Here is a 17925-nt window from a genome sequence, read left to right on the forward strand (position 1 = left end):
AGGGAGGCGGCGCCGATGGCGCGATTCGGTGACGGCCTGGCCCTCGGCCCCGACCTGGCCAGCGCCGCGAGGTCGGCGGTCGAGCAGGCGCTGGCGCCGTTGGACGCCGCGCCCGACCTGGTGTGCGTGTTCGTGGCGGGGGACGACCCGGACGAGCTGGAGGACGCCGCCCGCGTCGCCGCGCAGGCCGCGGGACCGGCCGTGCTGCTGGGATGCAGCGCCGGCGGCGTCATCGGCGCGGGCCGGGGCGTGGAGGAGTCCAGCGCGGTCAGCGCGTGGGCGGCGGTGCTGCCGGGGGCGCGGCTGGAGCCGTTCCGGCTGGAGACGCTGCGCGCCGAGGACCGGCTGATCGTCGTCGGGATGCCCGAGGGGCAGGAGGACGACGTGGTCGGCGTGCTGCTGGCCGACCCCTACAGCTTCCCGGTGGACGCGTTCGTCGAGCGGTCCGGCGAGGCGATGCCCGGCCTGCCGCTGGTCGGCGGGATGGCCGACGGGCCGGTGCGGGGCTCGGTGCGGCTGTTCCTGAACGGGGAGATCCACGACTCCGGCGCGGTCGGCGTCGTGCTGGGCGGCGAGGTGACGGCCGCGACGGTCGTCAGCCAGGGCGCGCGCCCGATCGGTCCCGACATGGTGGTCACCCGCGCCGAGGACAACGTGCTGTACGAGCTGGCGGGCACCCCGGCCCTGGACAAGCTGGAGCAGATCGTCCTGGGCCTGCCCGAGGAGGAGCAGGAGCTCGCCGCGCGCGGCCTGCTGATCGGCGTGGCGATGGACGAGTACGCCGAGGAGCACGAGCACGGCGACTTCCTGGTGCGCGGGGTGGTCGGCGCCGACACCGACTCCGGCGCGATCGCGATCGGCGACGTGGTGGAGATCGGCCGCACGGTCCGCTTCCAGGTCCGCGACTCCGGCGCGGCCGAGCACGACCTGGCGGCCCTGCTGGAGCGCTTCGACCTGCACGTCGAGGGGGCGCTGCTGTTCTCCTGCAACGGCCGGGGCCGGGCGATGTTCCCCGACTCCGACCACGACGCGAAGATCCTCCAGCAGGCGTTCGGCGCGGCCGGGGTCGGCGGCTTCTTCGCGGCCGGGGAGATCGGCCCGGTCGCGGGCCGCAACCACGTGCACGGCTTCACGGCGTCGATCCTGGCGTTCGGGGCGACGCGGTGACCGTCCTGGCCGTGGACATCGGCGGCACGAAGCTGGCGTCCGCCGTGGTCGCCCCCGACGGGGCGCTGCTGTCGCGGGCCCGCACGCCCACCCCCGTCACCCGCGACGGGGAGGAGATCTGGCAGGCCCTCACCTCCCTGCTGGACAAGGTGCTGGCGGAGGCGGGCGAACCGGACCTGGCGGGCGTCGGCGTGGGCTGCGGCGGCCCGATGACCTGGCCGGGGGCGGAGGTGTCCCCGCTGAACATGCCCGCCTGGCGGGGCTTCCCGCTCCGGGCGCGCCTGGCCGACCGCCACCCGGGCCTGCCGGTCCGCGTCCACAACGACGCGGTCTGCGTGGCGATCGGCGAGCACCGCGCGGGAGCGGGCCGGGGTCGCGCCAACGTGCTGGGCATGGTCGTCTCCACCGGGGTGGGCGGCGGCCTGATCCTGAACGGCCGCCTGATCGACGGGGCGAGCGGCAACGCGGGCCACATCGGCCACGTGGTGGTGGACCCCGACGGCCCGCCCTGCGCCTGCGGCGGCCGGGGCTGCCTGGAGGCCGTCGCGCGCGGTCCGGGCCTGGTGGCCTGGGCCCAGTCGCAGGGCTGGCGCCCCGGCGAGCGGGTGACGGGCGTGGAGCTGGCGGACGACGCCCGCGCGGGCCACCCGGTGGCCCTCCGGGCGCTGACCCGGGCGGGCCGCGCCCTGGGCGTCGCCATCGCCTCGGCGACGCACCTGTGCGACCTGGAGGTGGTGGCGGTCGGCGGCGGCCTGTCCCAGACCGGGGACCTGCTGTTCGCGCCGCTGAACGAGGCCCTGCGCGCCCACGCCCGCCTGGACTTCGCCCGCCGGGTCGAGGCGGTCCCCGCCACGCTGGGCCAGACCGCGGGCCTGGTCGGCGCCGCCGCCCTGATCCACGACCCCGACTCCTACTGGCACGCCGACTGACGGCCCTGCCGGGCCGGGACGGGCCGGGCCACCGGGGCGGACGTGGCAGGATGCGGGGGTGGCTCTGAAGCTTGATGACGTGCGCGCGGCGCGGGAGATGCTGCGTGAGGTGGTCGTTCCCACGCCGTTGGTGCACTCGCGCGTGCTCAGCGAGGCCATCGGCGGGCCGGTGTTCCTCAAGTGCGAGAACCTCCAGCGGACCGGGTCGTTCAAGATCCGGGGCGCGTACGTGCGGATCGCGCGGCTGAGCGAGGAGGAGCGCGCCGGGGGCGTGGTCGCCGCCAGCGCGGGCAACCACGCGCAGGGCGTCGCGCTCGCCGCGTCCATGCTGGGCTGCAAGGCCACCGTGTTCATGCCGCAGGGCGCCCCGCTGCCCAAGGTCGCGGCGACCCGGGGGTACGGGGCCGAGGTGCGGTTCCCCGGCCCCACGGTCGACCACTGCCTGGAGGCCGCGCGCAAGTACGCCGACAAGTGCGGGGCCGTCTTCATCCACCCGTTCGACCACCCGGACGTGGTGGCCGGGCAGGGGACCATCGGGCTGGAGATCCTGGAGCAGCGCCCGGACGTGCGGACCATCGTCGGGGCCGTCGGCGGCGGCGGGCTGATGTCCGGGATCGCCGGGGCGGTGAAGGCCGCCCTGGAGGAGGCCGGCCGGCCCACGGTGAAGGTCCTCGGGGTGCAGGCCAAGCGGGCGGCGGCGTTCCCGCCGTCGCTGGCCGCCGGACGGCCCGCGAAGATCGAGATCCAGCCGACCATGGCCGACGGGATCGCGGTGGGACGGCCCGGCGACCTCACCTACGACCTGGTGTCGGAGCTGCTGGACGCCGTGGTCACGGTGACCGAGGAGTCGATCTCGCAGGCGCTGCTGCTGTGCCTGGAGCGGGCCAAGCAGGTCGTCGAGCCCGCCGGCGCGGCGGGCGTCGCGGCCCTGCTGGAGCACTCCTACGCCGTGCGGACGCCGGTGGTCGCGGTCCTGTCGGGCGGGAACATCGACCCGCTGCTGCTGTCCAAGGTGCTGCGGCACGGGCTGGCGGGCGCGGGCCGCTACCTGGTGGTGCGGTGCCGTCTGAACGACCGCCCCGGCGCGCTGGTGACGCTGCTCAGCGAGCTGGCCGGGATGGGCGTCAACGTCCTCGACGTCATGCACGAGCGCGTCGCCGCCCGCCTGCACGTGGAGGAGGCCGAGGTGCTCATGCACCTGGAGACGCGCGGCTCCGACCACAGCGAGGAAGTGCTCGGACGTCTCAGGGAGAAGGGCTACACCCTCACCCTGAGCTAGCGCGTCCCGGAACGGGACGCGGCGCGCCCCCCGCCGGAGCGGGAGACGCGCCGCGGCCAGCGGAGGGCCGTCACAGGGCCGTCACAGGGACGGCTTGCCGGAGGTGTAGAGCCACTTCTGGTACAGGTCGTCGAGCTGCTTGCCCGACACCTTCTCGGTGAAGCGGATGAAGTCGGCCGTGGAGGCGTTCCGGTACCTGTAGGCGGCCGGCCACTGCTTGGCGATCTTGAAGAACGTCTTGTCGCCCACCCGCTTGCGCAGCACGTGCAGGGTCATCGCGCCCCGGTCGTACACGGTCGGGTGGAAGATGTTGTCGCGGCCCGGGTCGGCGGTCCTCGGCTTCCACAGGTCGTTGTCGGCCGGGGTGGCGTAGACCTCGTCGAAGCTCTGCTGGACGGGCTTGTTCTCGTACTTCTCCGAGTACAGCCACTCGGAGTAGGTGGCGAAGCCCTCGTTCATCCAGATGTCGGCCCAGCGCTTCGGCGTGACGCTGTCGCCGAACCACTGGTGGCCGAGCTCGTGCGCCAGCAGGGTGGGCCGCGGGATGGTGCCGGGACGGCGGGACAGGTCGTAGATCGGGCGGCCCTGGGTCTCCAGCGCGTACCCGATGTTGCCCTTGAGGGCGATGCCTCCGGTGGAGGAGAACGGGTACTTGCCGAAGTAGCCCGCCAGGAAGTCCTGCACGTCCCCGGTCTGGGTGTTGAACTGCTTGGCCAGCTCCGGCTTGATGCCGAGGCGCTGGTCGGTGGCGGTGATGTTCGGGACGCCGCTCCTGGTCCGCCCGTTGATCACGTCGTACTTCCCGATCGCGATCATCGCGAGCTCGCTGGCCATGACCTGGCGCATCTTCCACCGCGAGACCGTCAGGCCCCCCTTGGTCCACTTGCCCGCGAAGTCGCCGTTGGCCAGGGTGGTGAGGTCCTTGGGCGCGGCGAGCGTGAACGTGTAGGTGGCCTTGTCGGTCGGGTGGTCGTTGACCGGGTAGAGGGTGGCGGCCCCGATCGGCTGGTTGACGAAGATCGCGCCGTCCTCGGTGGCGACCCAGCCCGACACGCCCAGCGCCGGGTCGTCGACCTTCTGCGGAACGCCGGAGTAGGCGACCCGCACCGTGAAGCGGCTGTTCTTGCGCAGCCCCTTCGGCGGGGTGATCTCCAGTTCCTGCGCGCCGGTCCGCTTGTGGGCGGCCTTGCGGCCGTTCACGGTCAGCGCCGAGATCTGGAGCGGGCCGAGGAAGTCCAGGTTGAAGCGCGACAGGTTCTGCGTGGCGCGGGCCTTGACCTGGGTGACGGCCTGCACGCCCTTGGTCGCCGGGTCGTACCGCAGGGCGATGTCGTAGTGCTGGGCGTCGTAGCCGCCGTTGCCCATGTCGGGGAAGTAGGGGTCGCCCGCGCCCGGCGCGCCGGGGGTGAAGCGGGCGGGGGCGGCGGCGTTCACGGGCGCCGCCGCCCCGAGGAGTCCGGCCGTGACGAGGATCGTCACGGCGGTGAGAGTGTGAGGCGTTCTGCTCATCGGCCCCGTCCTTGAGGTGTGTCACACGTGCCCCAAGACTCGCGAGCCGACTCGTTCGGATCAAGCGCGATTTGGTATCGAAACGGCCGGTTCAGGACGTGGATCGCGGATGGTTCGGCTTTCCGGGCCGGTAGAGCCACTTCCGGAACAGACCATCGAGCCGGCGGCCCGCGATCCTCTCGGAGTGCGCGACGAAGTCGGCCGTGGTGACGCCGGCGTCGGCGTTGCGGCGCAGCCAGGTGCGCAGGATCGTGAAGAACGTCCGGTCGCCCACGGCGGTGCGCAGCGCGTGCACCGTCATCGCGCCGCGCGTGTAGACCGGGAAGAAGTCGAACAGCCCGTCGCGGCCCGGCGCGCCGGTGGGCCGCCGCCAGACCTTGTCGGTCGCGGGGCGGCGGTAGTGCTGCCGGAAGGTCCTCTCGGCGCTGGCCCCGCCGTGCCTCTCCGCCCACAGCCACTCGGCGTAGGTGGCGAAGCCCTCGTTGAGCCAGATGTCCTGCCAGCGGCGGACGCTGACGCTGTTGCCGAACCACTGGTGCGCCAGCTCGTGCACCACCAGCGGCGTGTCGGTCTGGCCGGGGTAGGCCGGGCGGGTCTGCGTCTCCAGCGCGTACCCCACCGGGATGTCGTCGACGATCCCGCCGGTCGAGGCGAACGGGTAGGGCCCGAACCACCGTGCCAGCCGGTCGGTGACCTCGCCGGTGACGCGCGCCAGCTCGTCGTGGTCGGCGGTCGTCAGCGTCGGGTCCACGGCTGTGATCATCGGGATGCCGCCCGGCGTGCGCTCCGTGCGCACCGCGAACCTGCCGATCGCCAGCAGCGTCAGGTAGCCCGCCATGGGCCGGTCGGAGCGCCAGCGGAACGTCGTGGTCCCGCCCCGCCGCGTCGTCCTGCCCGGCTCGCCGTTGGCGATCACCGTCAGCCCGTCCGGGACGGTGATCGTGAACGCGTGGGTCGCCTTGTCGGACGGGTGGTCGTTGAGCGGGTACCAGGTCGCCGAGCCCCGCGGCTGCGACAGCGTGACCGCGCCGTCGGGCGTCGGGATCCAGCCGGTGCGGCCCAGGTTGGCGTTGCCGAGGGTGCGCGGCGACCCGGCGTGGGAGACCGCGACGGTGAAGGTGTGGCCCTTGGCGATCCCGCGCGGCGGGGTGACCGTGAGCTCCTGGCCCCGGCGGCTGTGGCGCGCGGCGGCGCGGTCGACGGTGACCGAGCGGACCCGGTTGCCCACGAAGTCGAGGTTGAACCGGGACAGGTCCCGCGTCGCGGTCGCGGTGATCGTCGTGGTGCCGGCGACGCGCCTGCCCTCCGGCCGGTAGGTCAGCGCGATGTCGTAGTGCCGGACGTCGTAGCCGCCGTTGCCCGCCAGCGGGAAGTACGGGTCGCCGGCGCCCGCCGCGCCCGGACCGTGGTTCCGGCGGTCGGCCGGCCGGGCGGCCGTCGGCGCGGCGGTCGCGGCGGCCATCGTGGGGACGAGCAGCAGCACGGCCGTACGCCGCGCCAGGGGCGGGACCTGCACGGTCGTCGCCTCCCTTCCTCGGGCCCGGAGGTCAGAGCCTCGGTTTGCCCTTGTCGTAGAGCCAGGCGTTGAGCAGGGGGCCGACCTTCTTGCCGGAGACCCGCTCGGCGTGGGCGATGAAGTCGCGGGTGGTGACGTTGCGGTGCGGCCGGCCGCTCGCCCAGGTCCGCAGGATCCGGAAGAACCGCGCGTCGCCGACCTTCTGCCGGAGCGCCTGCAACGCCATCGCGCCGCGCACGTACACCGAGAACCCGAACAGGTCCCGGTGGCCGGGCCGGCCCGGCGGCGGGGAGAAGATCGGGGAGTCGGCGGGCTGCCGGTAGTACCGGTCGAAGATCTTCTTGGCGGTGTCGGGGCCGGTCCGCTCCGCCCACAGCCACTCGGCGTAGGTGGCGAAGCCCTCGTTGAGCCAGATGTCGGACCAGTCGCTCAGGGTGACGCTGTTGCCGAACCACTGGTGCGCCAGCTCGTGCACGACGAAGTCCTCGTCGGGCACGAACCCGGCGTAGGTCGGCCGTCCCTGCGTCTCCAGCGCGTAGTCGAGCGCCGGGTCGTCCACGATGCCGCCGGAGGAGGCGAACGGGTACCTGCCGAACAGCTTCGTCTCCCACCGCAGCGCCTTGACGGTCAGGTCGTGGACCTTGCGCGCGGACTTGCGGAACTTGGGGTCGACGGCGGTGATGACCGGGACCTTCCCGACCTTCCCCTTCCGGACCTCGAACCTGCCGATCGCGACCGTCGCCAGGTAGCTGGCCATCGGGGACCTCTCGGCCCACTCGTAGGTGGTCTCGCCGCCGCGCCGGACGACCCTGCCGGGGACGCCGTTGGCGAACGCCCGGAGCTTCGACGGCACGGTGATCCGGTAGGCGTAGGTGGCCTTGTCGGTCGGGTGGTCGTTGACCGGCAGCCAGGTCGGCGCGCCGTCGGGCTCGGCGAGCACGATGGCGCCGTCGCGGCTGGCCACCCAGCCGTAGGTGCCCAGGGACTTGTTGTGGACGGGGCGGGGCTTGCCGTCGTAGCGCACCTCGACGGTGAACGTCGTCCCCGAGCGGACCGGTGTCGCCGGGGTGATGACGAGCTCCTGCCCGGAACGCCGGTACCGCGCCGTCCTCCCCTGCACGGCGACGCCGCGCAGGCTCGGCCCGCGGAAGTCGAGGTTGAACCGGGACAGGGGGTGGAGCGCGGTGGCGGTGATGACCGACGTCAGGGTGACCCGGCCGCCGGAGCGGTAGCGCAGGTCGATGTCGTAGTGGCGGACGTCGTAGCCGCCGTTCCCGGCCTGCCGGAGGTAGGAGTCCCCGCGCCCGGCGGCCCCGGGCCTGCCCTCGACCGGCTGGGGGGCCGGGGTGGAGGGGGCGGTGCCGGGTTCGGGGGAGGGCGCGCCGCCGTTCGGGTCGGGCGGGCCGGGCGGGGCGCCGTTCGGGCCCGGAGGCATGCCGGGGTCTTCGCCCGGAGGCGTGCCGGGGGCGCCGGGGGCGGGCGCCGTGGCCAGGGGCTCCGGATGGGGGTCGTCCGCGCGGGCCGCTCCCGAGGCCGCCGCGGCGCCGCTCGCCGTCACCAGCAGGGCCGCGGCGGTCGCCGCGGCGGTCACACGTGCGTTCGCACGTCCATGGGGCCCGCTCACCCGCTCCACCCTGCCGGGCGGGCCCGCCCGGCGCCGCCCCACCCGCCCGGCCTTTTCCGTCCCCTTGCCCGCCGTTCACCCCCGCACGACCAGCGGCGTCGACGCCGGGCCGGGGTCAGAGCGCCGGGCGACCCCGGTCGAACAGCCACGCCTTGAAGAACGCGTCGAGCCGCTGCCCGGAGACCCGCTCGGCGACCTCGACGAACTGCGGCGTGGTGCCGGTGCCGTGGCGGCGCTCCCGCGCCCAGGTCCGCAGGATGTCGAAGAACTTCGCGTCGCCGACCTTCTTGCGCAGCATGTGCAGCGTCATGCCGCCGCGCTCGTAGACCGAGGAGCCGAACATCTCGTTCCGGCCGGGGTTGCCCGGCGGGACGTTCCACAGGTCGGTGTTGCCCGGGTCCTGGTAGCGCTCGTCGAACTGCTGCTGCACGGTCCGCAGGCCGATCCGCTCGCCCCAGATCCACTCGGCGTAGGTGGCGAAGCCCTCGTTGAGCCAGATGTCCTGCCAGCGGCTCACGCTCACGCTGTCGCCGAACCACTGGTGCGCCAGCTCGTGCGCGATGATCGTCTGGTCCGCGCCGAACGCCCCGTAGACCGGGCGGGTCTGGGTCTCCAGCGCGAAGTTGACGGCGGCGTTGTCGACCAGCCCGCCGGTGGAGCCGAACGGGTAGGGCCCGAACAGCTTGGCCAGCTCCTCGGTGACCCGGGTGTTCCGGTCGTGGAACTCCGCCAGCGACACGCTCGGGAGCGTGGGGTCGACGGCGCTCAGCACCGGGACGCCGCTGGGCGTGCGGCCGGTGCGGATCGCGAACCTGCCGACGTTCACGGTCGCCAGGTACGTCGCCATCGGCTCCCGGACGCGCCAGGTCGTCGTGGTGGACCTCCGGTGGGAGGCGGGGACGACACCGGGCGTGCCCGTCGTCGGCGCCGGTGTCGTCGGTGTCGTCGTCGGTGTCGGACGTCCCGGCTCCTGGCCCTGCGGCATCCGGTCGGGCAGCCCGTTGGCGATGGCGGTCAGCCCGTCCGGAACGGTGATCTCGAAGTCGAAGGTGGCCTTGTCGCTGGGGTGGTCGTTGCTCGGGAACCAGGTGTGCGCCCCGCTGGGCTGGCACGCCACGAACACCCCGTCGGAGGTGCGGACCCAGCCGTAGGTGCCCAGCTGGGGGTCGTTGATGGTCTTGGGCCTGCCGGAATAGCGGACGACGGTGGTGAACGTCGCGCCCCGCTCCAGCGGCCGCTCGGGCGTGACGACGAGCTCCTCGCCGTCGTGCCGCTGCCGCGCCGCCCGGCCGTTCACGGTCACGGAGGAGACGTTCAGGTCGGCCAGGTCGAGGTCGAACCGGGACAGCGGCTGGGTGGCCCGGGCGGTGATCTCGGCGGTGCCGTCGAGCTCCCGGGCGTCCCGGGGGGTGATGGCCAGCTTCAGCCGGTAGTGCTGGACGTCGTAGCCGCCGTTGCCGTCGCCGGGGACGTAGGGGTCGCCGGCGCTGTCGGCCCCGGTGGGGCCCGGTGTGGGCCCGCCGTCGCCGTCACCGGAGAGGGCCTGGCAGGCGCCCAGCGCCCCCACGAGGGAGAACGCCGCCAGGGCGCGGCTCAGCGGGAACGGGGAACGAGGGGACTTTCCGGCCATATGCACATGACCAGCCTGCCCGTCACGGGCAGGCCGGACAACTCCGATCCGACGTAGTGGTGTCTACGAGAGGTTGCGGGGGTCAGCGGTTCCGATAGGGATCGGGCCGGCCCGGGACCGCGTCCACCACGACGGTGTGCGCGACCTTGTCGTGCAGGGTCTGCTTGCGCGGGTCCCACAGGATCCACAGGGCGTCCAGCAGGGAGCCGATGCCGCACGGCAGGGACAGCAGGATCTGGACGCCGTACCGCCAGGCGGACGTTCCGGAAGAGATCGCCCCGCCGTCCGCCTCCCGCACCACCCGGGTCTTCAGCAGCATCTTGCCGAGCGTCTGCCCGAACCTGGCGTGCATCAGCCAGTAGTAGAGGAAGCCGAACGCGATGGTGAGCAGGTTGACCAGCACGCCGGTGCCGTTCCAGATGTAGCGGACCTGGCTGCCGGCCGTCTCGAACCGGACGGGGTCGGGGAACGGCACCAGGAGGATGTTGTAGAGGACGCCGAGGAGGAGCGAGTCGACGATCGCCGCGCCGAGCCGCCGCCACCGGCTGGCGAGCGCCGGTCCCGGATGCGGCTGGCCGTGGCCGGGACCGCCGGGGGCGGGCATGCCCCATCCGGGGTCCTGGGCTCCGTAGGGGGACTGGCCCCCGTAGGGTTCCTGGCCGCCGTAGGTCCCCTGGTAGGGCGGCGGCTGCTGCTGCTTGTCGAACGAGGGGCCCGCGCCACCGGGCGGCTGCCATGACTGGTTCTCGGACTGCTCTCCGGGGCCGGGTCCCTGCGGCGGTTGCGTCATGCCGTCAGAGTGGACCTTCGGGGGCCCCGCCAAACATGATCTGCGGAACAGAGATCGTTTCTTTGCCACAACCGGCCAGCGGCGGATCCGGGGCGGCTACGGCGTGTAGGAGGGGTCGTAGTCGTTGGAGGCGCCGATCACGCCCGCGACGAACAGCAGGATGAGCAGGACCCAGGCGACGATGCCCAGGTATCCCGTCACCAGCCCGGCGATGGCCAGACCCCGCCCGCCCTCGCCGGTCCGCCTGATGCGGCCGAGCGACATGTGCCCCGTCACGACGGCCACGAACGAGAGCAGGCCGCACATCACCAGCCCGATGATCCCGGTGGCGATGCTGGCGATGGCCAGGCCGTTGGTCCGCCCGGGGCCTCCCAGGGGCTGCTGCCCGTATCCGCCGTAGTCCCCGGCGTACTGGCCGTAGGGCTGCTCCTTGTAGACGGGTTGCTCGTAGGGCGGCGGCTGCCCGTAGGGGGACTGTCCGTACGGCGGCTGCCAGGGCGTGTTCGGCGGCTGGTTCTGCGGGTCGTCCGGCCCGTGGGCGGGGCCCGACGGAGGTTGCGTCATACCGACAGGATCGGCCCGCCGCCCCGGTCGCGAACCCCGCGCGCCACCGTTTTGACCAGGATTTTCACCATCTCCGGAGCGGGGTTGCCGGAGGGCGCGGGGGAGGTGGCCGCGCCCTCCGGCACCGGACTCACGGCAGCCTGGTCACAGGTTGCCGCGGCGGGCCTGCTCGCGCTCGATGGCCTCGAACAGCGCCTTGAAGTTGCCCTTGCCGAAGCCCAGCGAACCGTGCCGCTCGATCAGCTCGAAGAACACGGTGGGACGGTCCTGCACCGGCTTGGTGAAGATCTGGAGCAGGTAGCCGTCCTCGTCCCGGTCGACCAGGATGCGGCGCTTCTGGAGCTCCTCGATCGGGGCGCGGACCTCGCCGATCCGGGCGCGCAGCTCGGGGTCCTCGTAGTAGGAGTCGGGGGTGTCCAGGAACTCCACGCCCGCGGCGCGCATCCGGTCCACCGCGGACAGGATGTCGTTGGTGGCCAGCGCGACGTGCTGCACGCCGGGGCCGCCGTAGAACTCCAGGTACTCCTCGATCTGCGACTTGTGCCTGCTCTCGGCGGGCTCGTTCAGCGGGAACTTCACCTTGCGGGTCCCGTCGGCGACGACCTTGGACATCAGCGCCGAGTACTCGGTGGCGATGTCGTCGCCGATGAACTCCGCCATGTCGGTGAAGCCCATGACGCGGTGGTAGAACTCGACCCACTCGTCCATGCGCTCCACGTTGCCGACGCAGTGGTCGATCGCCTGGAAGAACCGCTTCTCCGGCGGCGCCACCATCGGGTCGGCCGCCTCGAAGCCCGGCAGGTAGGGCCCGTCGTAGTTGGAGCGGTCGATCAGCGAGTGGCGGGTCTCGCCGTAGGTGGCGATCGCGGCGATCACGACCTTGCCGTGCTCGTCCTCCAGCACGTGCGGCTCCTCAAGGCCCTTGGCGCCCTTGGCCAGCGCGTGCTTGTAGGCGGCCTCCACGTCCGGCACCTGGATGGCCAGGTCGACGACCCCGTCGCCGTGCTCGGCGACGTGCCGGCCGAGGTCGGTCCCCGCCCGCACCGGGCCGCGGAACACGAAGCGGGCGCCGCCCGACTCCAGCACGTGCACGGCCTCGTCGGGGGAGCCGTTCTCCGGCCCGCGGTAGGCCACCCGGCGCATCCCGAAAGCGGTCGAGTAGTAGTGCGCTGCCTGCTTGGCGTTGCCGACGACGAAGACGACGGCGTCCATGCCCTTGACCGGAAACTCATCCATGTCCCCCATCTCGACATGCGGACGCCAGGTTGTGCAAGAGTGGTCCAAATCACTGGGCAATCTGCATAGTCAATGCCCGGACGTAACCGTCTTTCTGTACAGGATGACCACGGTGCGAGGTGGGTCACAGTGATCGACGTTCTGGACGGCCGGCTGATCGAGCTGTTCACCGCCGAGCCCCGCATCGGCGTGCTGGAGGCGTCCCGCCGCCTGGGGGTGGCGCGCGGCACGGTCCAGGCCCGGCTGGACCGGCTGACCAGGCAGGGGGTGATCCGGGGGTTCGGCCCGGAGATCGACCCGGCGGCCCTGGGTTACGCGGTGACGGCGTTCGTCACCCTCCAGATCCGCCAGGTGGGCGGCCACGACCCGGTCGCCGAGCGGCTGGCGGCGGTCCCCGAGGTCCTGGAGGCCCACACGATCACGGGCACCGGCGACCTGTTCCTGCGCGTGGTGGCCCGCAGCAACCAGGACCTGCAACGCGTGATCGACATGATCGTGGAGGTGCGCGGGGTGGAACGGGCCTCCTCGGTGATCGCCCTGGCCACCCCGATCCCGACCCGTACCCTGCCCCTGGTCCGGGCGACCGCCGCGCTCTCCCGCACCGAACCCGCCCCCTGATCCCCCCGGGCACGCCGAAGGCCCGCCGTTCCGGGGAACGACGGGCCCTGAGATCACCACGGGCGCAGATGGAGCAGACGGATGTCTGTTGTTCTCGGCCTTTTCAGCGGCCCCGGCCACGCACGCGAGCGCGTCCGGAGGCTGAGGCAGGGGGCTGAAGCCGGAGGCGAGGCCCCCTGCGGAAGATCGCGAAGCGATGCGGCGCTCGCCTGCTTTTCGGTCGGTTCCCGAGCCGCCAGGCGAGGGGTTCGGGCCGAAAGGCCGTTAACTCAGCCGCCGACGTAGGGGGTGGCGTCGAGGATCTCGACGGTCATGCTGCGGCCGTTGGGCAGCGAGTAGGTGGCCTTCTCGCCGACCTTCTTGCCGTTGATGGCCGCGCCCAGCGGCGACTTGGGGGAGTAGACGTCGATGGGGGCGCCGCTCTCCTCGCGGGAGGCGAGCAGGAACGTGACCTCCTCGTCGTCACCCTCGAACGCGATGGTGACGGTCATGCCGGGACCGACGACGCCCTCGGTGCGGGGAGCCTCGCCGACGCGGGCGTTCTCGAGGATGCTCTGGAGCTGGATGATCCGGCCCTCGATCTTGCCCTGCTCCTCCTTGGCCGCGTGGTAGCCGCCGTTCTCCCGCAGGTCACCCTCTTCCCGGGCAGCCTCGATCTTCGCGGCGATCTCGCGGCGGCCCCGGTCCGACAGGTAGTCCAGCTCGTTCTTGAGCCGGTCGTACGCCTCCTGGGTCAGCCAGGTGACGTTGTCAGCGCGGGTCTCGGTCACGGGTACTCCTCATCCACATGGTGCGATCATCGTCCACCCGGGCGGGTGAACTACACATCGACATGAAGTGCGGCCGGGTGAAACCTCTAGCCTATCCGGTGTGTGCGGGTAAAGGTTCCCTGAACCGGCGCCCCGCAATCGGCCAATTGGATCCCGGCTTCACCAGGGGTTTCGCGCTCCGCGGACAGTGGGGATCACCCACGGGCCGCCACCCGGCAGTCCTTGACCCGGGCCCCGGTGGCGCGCCGGGGGGTCGTCAGGGTCTCGGTCGCGCTCAGTCCCGTGCGGCCCGCCGGAACGGTGACGTCGTGCGACGCCAGGATCACGAACCTCTCGTCGTAGGCGTCCACGACGCACCGCACCGTCTCGTCCTTGGGCTTGGCGATCTGGTAGGTGATCGTCACGGTACGGTCGTCCCGGACGTCCCAGGCGATGGTCTGCGACTGGATCCCCGGCGTCTGGCCGACGTTCGCCATGATGACCGCCCAGCCGCCGGCCAGCACGGCGGCGAAGCCACCGATGACGATCCAGCCGAGCACGCCCAGCCCGCGCGCGGGGCGGTGGTCGGTGGCCGGGGCTTCCGGGGCGCTCGTGTCCATGCGGGAATCTCCGTGCGGGGTGCGACGTTGTCAGGGACAATTCTCGTCTGTCCTGGCGGGTGCTCCGCACCGGGGTGCCCCGCCCGGGACCAGAGCGTGCCAGCAGTCCACTGCCGAGAGGGAGATCCGCACCGTGTCCGACCTCGTGTCCGACCACGTCGACGCGCCCGAATCCGTTGACCCGACCGGGCCGCGACTGCGGCTGATGGCGGTGCACGCCCACCCCGACGACGAGTCCAGCAAGGGCGCGGCGACCATGGCCCGGTACGTGGCCGAGGGCGTCGAGGTGCTGGTCGTCACCTGCACCGGCGGGGAGCGCGGCGACATCCTCAACCCGGCGATGGACCGTCCGGAGGTCAAGGCCGACATCGGCAAGGTCCGCGAGCAGGAGATGGCGCGGGCCCGGGCGATCCTGGGCGTCCAGCAGCGCTGGCTGGGGTTCGTGGACTCGGGGTTCCCCGAGGGCGACCCGCTGCCGCCGCTGCCGGAGGGCTGCTTCGCGCTGGAGCCGCTGGAGAGGGCCGCCGAGCCGCTGGTGGCGGCGGTCCGCGAGTTCCGCCCGCACGTGATGCTGACCTACGACGAGAACGGCGGCTACCCGCACCCCGACCACATCAAGTGCCACGAGGTGTCGGTGGAGGCGTTCGAGGCGGCCGGCGACCCGGACCGATACCCGGGCACGGGCGAGCCCTGGCAGCCGCTGAAGCTCTACTACCACATGACGTTCACCAAGGACCGCATCGTGGCGCTGGACGCGGCGATGAAGGCCGCGGGCCTGGAGTCGCCGTACGCCGACTGGCTCAAGCGGTTCGACGACCAGCCGCCGAGGTGGGAGGTCACCACGCGCGTCCCGTGCGCCGACCACTTCGAGACCCGCGACCAGGCGTTGCTGGCGCACGCGACCCAGATCGACCCCAACGGGTTCTGGTTCGCGGTCCCGCTGGACGTCCAGCGAGAGGCATGGCCGACCGAGGACTACCATTTGGCCAGGTCCCTGGTCGACACCGAGTTGCCGGAGGACGACCTGTTCGCCGGTGTCCGGGAGAAGGTGTCTCTGTAGTGCTTCCGCTCAACGTTCCGCTCGCCGACTATCCGCTCAACAACGACACGGTCTCGCCCGGCTTCCTCGGCTTCGGGGTGTTCCTGGCGCTCGCCGCGGCGACGTACCTCCTCATCCGCTCGATGAACAAGCAGATGCGGAAGATCCAGGCGCCGCACGAGGCCGACCTGAAGCAGCAGGAGTGGGAGGCGGCCCAGACGAGGAGGTCCGCCCCCGCCGGGAAGGCCGCCGCCACCGGGAAGACCTCCTCCGCCGACAAGCCCGACGGCGCCTGAGAGCCCGACCCTGCGCTGACTCCCCTCTCCGCGGGCCCCCGGCTCGTCCCTGCTGCGCGTGCGCGGCGGGGCGGGCGCCCGGGTGGGCTTCTTCGAGCTGTTCTTCGACCTGGTCTTCGTCTTCGCCGTGACCCAGCTGTCGCACCGGCTGCTGGAGCACCTCACCGTCCGCGGCGCCGCCGAGGCCCTGCTGCTCCTGCTGGCGCTGTGGTTCGTGGCCGGCTACCTTGACCGTCCAGCTCGGCCGGACGCCGTTCGTGGTCGCCGCGACGCGGCACGAGCTGGCCCGCAACTTCCAGCGCGTGCTGTTCTGGACGCTGGTGGCGGCCGTGCCGTGGATCGCCGGGCCGCCCGGGGCGGGTTCCGAGCCGGGCGCTCGGGACGCTACGCCTTGCGGTGGTCCCAGCTCACCACCCGGTCCGGCTCCATCACGATGAGCACGCGCTTGGCCATGGCCTGCCGCACGCCCTCGGCGAACCCGGGATCGACGGGTTCGCCGAGGGCGGGCACCGGCAGGCCCGCCATCCGCGACCCGACGACCACGCCGACCTTCAGCAGCTCGTCGGGGTCCTCGATCACCGCGCCCTTGCCGTACAGGGACACCCCGCGCAGCTCGCCGTACTCGACGCCGTCCTCGACCAGGCACGTCATGGCGGGGTTGCGGCGCAGGTTCAGCACCTTCTGCGACGACCGGTACGTCGTGAACGCGATCCTCCCGTCGTACAGCGCGTAGAACATCGTCACCAGGTGGGGCTCGCCGCCGGGGTTCACCGTGGCGACCTGGACCTTGAAGCCCTCCGCCAGGAAGGCGTCGACCTCCTCCGGCGTCATCTGGATCCTGTCGCGCTTGCCGCCTGCCATGCCTGCTCCTCGCGGGCCGGGGGTCCGGGACGCGGCCAGGATAATCAATCCCTTATTCGGGTCACCGGGCGGCACCATGGGAACCATGTCCGCACGCGATCTGCTCGTCCTCGGGTCCGCCAGCGCCGTCCCGACCCGGAACCGCAACCACAACGGTTACCTCCTCCGGTTCGACGGCCACGGCCTGCTGTTCGACCCGGGCGAGGGGACGCAGCGGCAGATGGCGCTGGCCGGGGCCGCCGCCCACGACCTCACCTGGATCTGCGTGACGCACTTCCACGGCGACCACTGCCTCGGCGTCCCCGGGATCGTGCAGCGCATCGCCCGCGACGGCGTCGCGCACCGGGTGGACGCGGCGTTCCCCGCGAGCGGCCGGGTCTACTGGGAGCGGCTGCGGCACGCCACCGCGTTCCACGACACCTCCGTCATCCGCGAGCAGCCGGTCGCGGGCGAGGCGGCGGAGCTGGACACCGGGGACGCGCCGTTCACCCTGACCGCGCGGCGGCTGTCGCACCCGGTGGAGGCGTACGGGTACCGGCTGGCCGAGCCGGACGGGGTGACGATGCTGCCGCGCGAGCTGGCCGCGCGCGGCGTGCGCGGACCGCTGGTGCGGAGGTTGCAGGTCGAGGGGCGGGTCACCGCCCCGGACGGCCGCACGGTCACCCTCGCCGAGTGCAGCGTGCGGCGGCCGGGGCAGAAGGTCGCGTTCGTCATGGACACGCGGCTGTGCGACGGCGTGTACGCGCTGGCCGACGGGGTGGACATGCTGGTGATCGAGTCGACGTTCCTGGACGAGGACGCCGCGCTGGCCCGCGACTACGGCCACCTGACCGCCGGGCAGGCCGGGAAGGTCGCGGCCGAATGCGGGGTGCGGCTGCTGGTGCTGACGCACTTCTCCGAGCGTTACCGCGTCGAGGACGAGCCGCGGTTCGTGGAGCAGGCGGCGGCCGCCTACGACGGGGAGATCACGCTGGTCCACGATCTGGACCGGATCCCGCTGCCGCGCCGCCGCGCCACCTGACCGTCTTTAGGTCCGCCTTCGGCCGGGGTCGCTGTCATGGGGGCATGGGGCGATCCGGCGTCCCCGCGGGCGCGGCGGCGCTCGTCCCCGCGCTCACCCCCGCGTTCTGGGGGGAACCGGTGCTGGAGGACGGCTTCGACGGCGAACGCGTCGACACCTCCAAGTGGCTCGTCCACCACTTCCCCGACGCCCCGGTGAACCCGCGTACCAGGACCGCCACCAGCGTTACCGACGGCACGCTGAAGCTGCCCAACGCGCTGACGTTCTGGATCGACGGCCGGAAGGTGTGGTCCTACTGGGGACCGCTCACGCCCGAACGCTCCCAGATGGGCCTGGCGCTACAGAACGATCAGGTGTGTGACCGAGGACCCTCGTTCTGCCGTAACCGTTCCACACCGAAATGGGTGACGATGTACGTGGACCGGGTGCGCGTTTACCGGGCGCCCCGGTGAAACCGCGCTTACCTGGGCAGGAGTC

Annotated in this window: 18 protein-coding genes; 8 read left to right on the plus strand and 10 right to left on the minus strand. The window is 72.4% G+C overall.

The genetic code is table 11. From position 1 onward, the window contains the following. Positions 1-15: 15 nt before the first annotated feature. Genes HNR61_RS00200 through ilvA form a run of 3 tightly spaced genes read left to right on the plus strand, consistent with a single transcriptional unit; the run spans position 16 to position 3375 of the window. Positions 16-1167 (plus strand): FIST signal transduction protein, encoded by a 1152-nt coding sequence (locus tag HNR61_RS00200; RefSeq protein WP_182841089.1) that lies wholly within the window; start codon positions 16-18, stop codon positions 1165-1167. Continuing rightward, the gene (locus HNR61_RS00205; protein WP_182841090.1) at positions 1164-2096 is read left to right on the plus strand and encodes an ROK family protein; all 933 of its coding nucleotides are present in this window, start codon (positions 1164-1166) and stop codon (positions 2094-2096) included. Before HNR61_RS00200 ends, HNR61_RS00205 begins: the two co-directional genes overlap by 4 nt. Before the next feature lie 58 nt (positions 2097-2154). Beyond that, positions 2155-3375: a threonine ammonia-lyase gene (ilvA, locus tag HNR61_RS00210; protein WP_312897691.1), complete on the plus strand. Its 1221-nt coding sequence runs from the start codon at positions 2155-2157 to the stop codon at positions 3373-3375. Positions 3376-3456: 81 nt separating this feature from the next. On the opposite strand, the gene HNR61_RS00215 is transcribed toward ilvA, so the two are convergent. The 7 genes from HNR61_RS00215 to hppD form a co-directional block, all read right to left on the minus strand. Further along, positions 3457-4884 (minus strand): M1 family metallopeptidase, encoded by a 1428-nt coding sequence (locus HNR61_RS00215; protein WP_182841091.1) that lies wholly within the window; start codon positions 4882-4884, stop codon positions 3457-3459. A 91-nt stretch (positions 4885-4975) separates the two neighbouring features. Beyond that, positions 4976-6400 (minus strand): M1 family metallopeptidase, encoded by a 1425-nt coding sequence (locus tag HNR61_RS00220; protein ID WP_312897692.1) that lies wholly within the window; start codon positions 6398-6400, stop codon positions 4976-4978. Positions 6401-6431: 31 nt separating this feature from the next. Next, a complete protein-coding gene (locus HNR61_RS00225; protein WP_312897693.1) occupies positions 6432-7991 on the minus strand; it encodes a M1 family metallopeptidase in 1560 nt (519 codons plus the stop codon). A gap of 148 nt (positions 7992-8139) precedes the next feature. Continuing rightward, complete coding sequence (locus tag HNR61_RS00230; RefSeq protein ID WP_182841092.1) at positions 8140-9654, minus strand: M1 family metallopeptidase; 1515 nt, start codon at positions 9652-9654, stop codon at positions 8140-8142. Between the two features lie 82 nt (positions 9655-9736). Next, on the minus strand, positions 9737-10444 hold the full coding sequence (locus HNR61_RS00235; protein WP_182841093.1) for an RDD family protein: 708 nt from the start codon (positions 10442-10444) through the stop codon (positions 9737-9739). A gap of 96 nt (positions 10445-10540) precedes the next feature. Then, the gene (locus tag HNR61_RS00240; protein WP_182841094.1) at positions 10541-11008 is read right to left on the minus strand and encodes a DUF4190 domain-containing protein; all 468 of its coding nucleotides are present in this window, start codon (positions 11006-11008) and stop codon (positions 10541-10543) included. Positions 11009-11152: 144 nt separating this feature from the next. Further along, the gene (gene hppD / locus HNR61_RS00245; protein WP_182841095.1) at positions 11153-12244 is read right to left on the minus strand and encodes a 4-hydroxyphenylpyruvate dioxygenase; all 1092 of its coding nucleotides are present in this window, start codon (positions 12242-12244) and stop codon (positions 11153-11155) included. A gap of 72 nt (positions 12245-12316) precedes the next feature. Here hppD and HNR61_RS00250 point away from each other — a divergent pair, with 72 nt between their 5' ends. Further along, entirely contained in the window at positions 12317-12862 is a 546-nt protein-coding gene (locus HNR61_RS00250) for an Lrp/AsnC family transcriptional regulator (RefSeq protein ID WP_182841096.1), read from the plus strand. A gap of 269 nt (positions 12863-13131) precedes the next feature. Here the strand turns inward: HNR61_RS00250 and greA are convergent, their stop codons facing one another. Continuing rightward, complete coding sequence (gene greA, locus HNR61_RS00255; RefSeq protein WP_182841097.1) at positions 13132-13632, minus strand: transcription elongation factor GreA; 501 nt, start codon at positions 13630-13632, stop codon at positions 13132-13134. 194 nt (positions 13633-13826) lie between these two features. Then, positions 13827-14231 (minus strand): DUF4307 domain-containing protein, encoded by a 405-nt coding sequence (locus HNR61_RS00260; RefSeq protein ID WP_182841098.1) that lies wholly within the window; start codon positions 14229-14231, stop codon positions 13827-13829. 205 nt (positions 14232-14436) lie between these two features. On the opposite strand from HNR61_RS00260, the gene mca reads away from it, so the two are divergent. Then, complete coding sequence (mca, locus tag HNR61_RS00265) at positions 14437-15291, plus strand: mycothiol conjugate amidase Mca (protein ID WP_182842195.1); 855 nt, start codon at positions 14437-14439, stop codon at positions 15289-15291. After that, a complete protein-coding gene (locus HNR61_RS00270) occupies positions 15291-15566 on the plus strand; it encodes a hypothetical protein (RefSeq protein WP_182841099.1) in 276 nt (91 codons plus the stop codon). The genes mca and HNR61_RS00270 overlap by 1 nt, the downstream gene beginning before the upstream one ends. 384 nt (positions 15567-15950) lie before the next feature. Here the strand turns inward: HNR61_RS00270 and HNR61_RS00280 are convergent, their stop codons facing one another. Further along, on the minus strand, positions 15951-16427 hold the full coding sequence (locus tag HNR61_RS00280; protein WP_182841100.1) for a pyridoxamine 5'-phosphate oxidase family protein: 477 nt from the start codon (positions 16425-16427) through the stop codon (positions 15951-15953). An 85-nt stretch (positions 16428-16512) separates the two neighbouring features. On the opposite strand from HNR61_RS00280, the gene HNR61_RS00285 reads away from it, so the two are divergent. Then, positions 16513-17448, plus strand: coding sequence for a ribonuclease Z (locus HNR61_RS00285; RefSeq protein WP_182841101.1), 936 nt, complete (start codon positions 16513-16515; stop codon positions 17446-17448). 44 nt (positions 17449-17492) lie between these two features. Next, positions 17493-17900 carry a hypothetical protein gene (locus HNR61_RS00290; protein ID WP_182841102.1) on the plus strand — a complete coding sequence of 136 codons (408 nt, stop codon included), beginning with the start codon at positions 17493-17495 and terminating at the stop codon, positions 17898-17900. The last annotated feature ends 25 nt before the right edge of the window (positions 17901-17925 follow it).

This window comes from Actinomadura kijaniata, assembly GCF_014138665.1.
GTDB classification, from domain to species: Bacteria; Actinomycetota; Actinomycetes; order Streptosporangiales; family Streptosporangiaceae; genus Spirillospora; species Spirillospora kijaniata.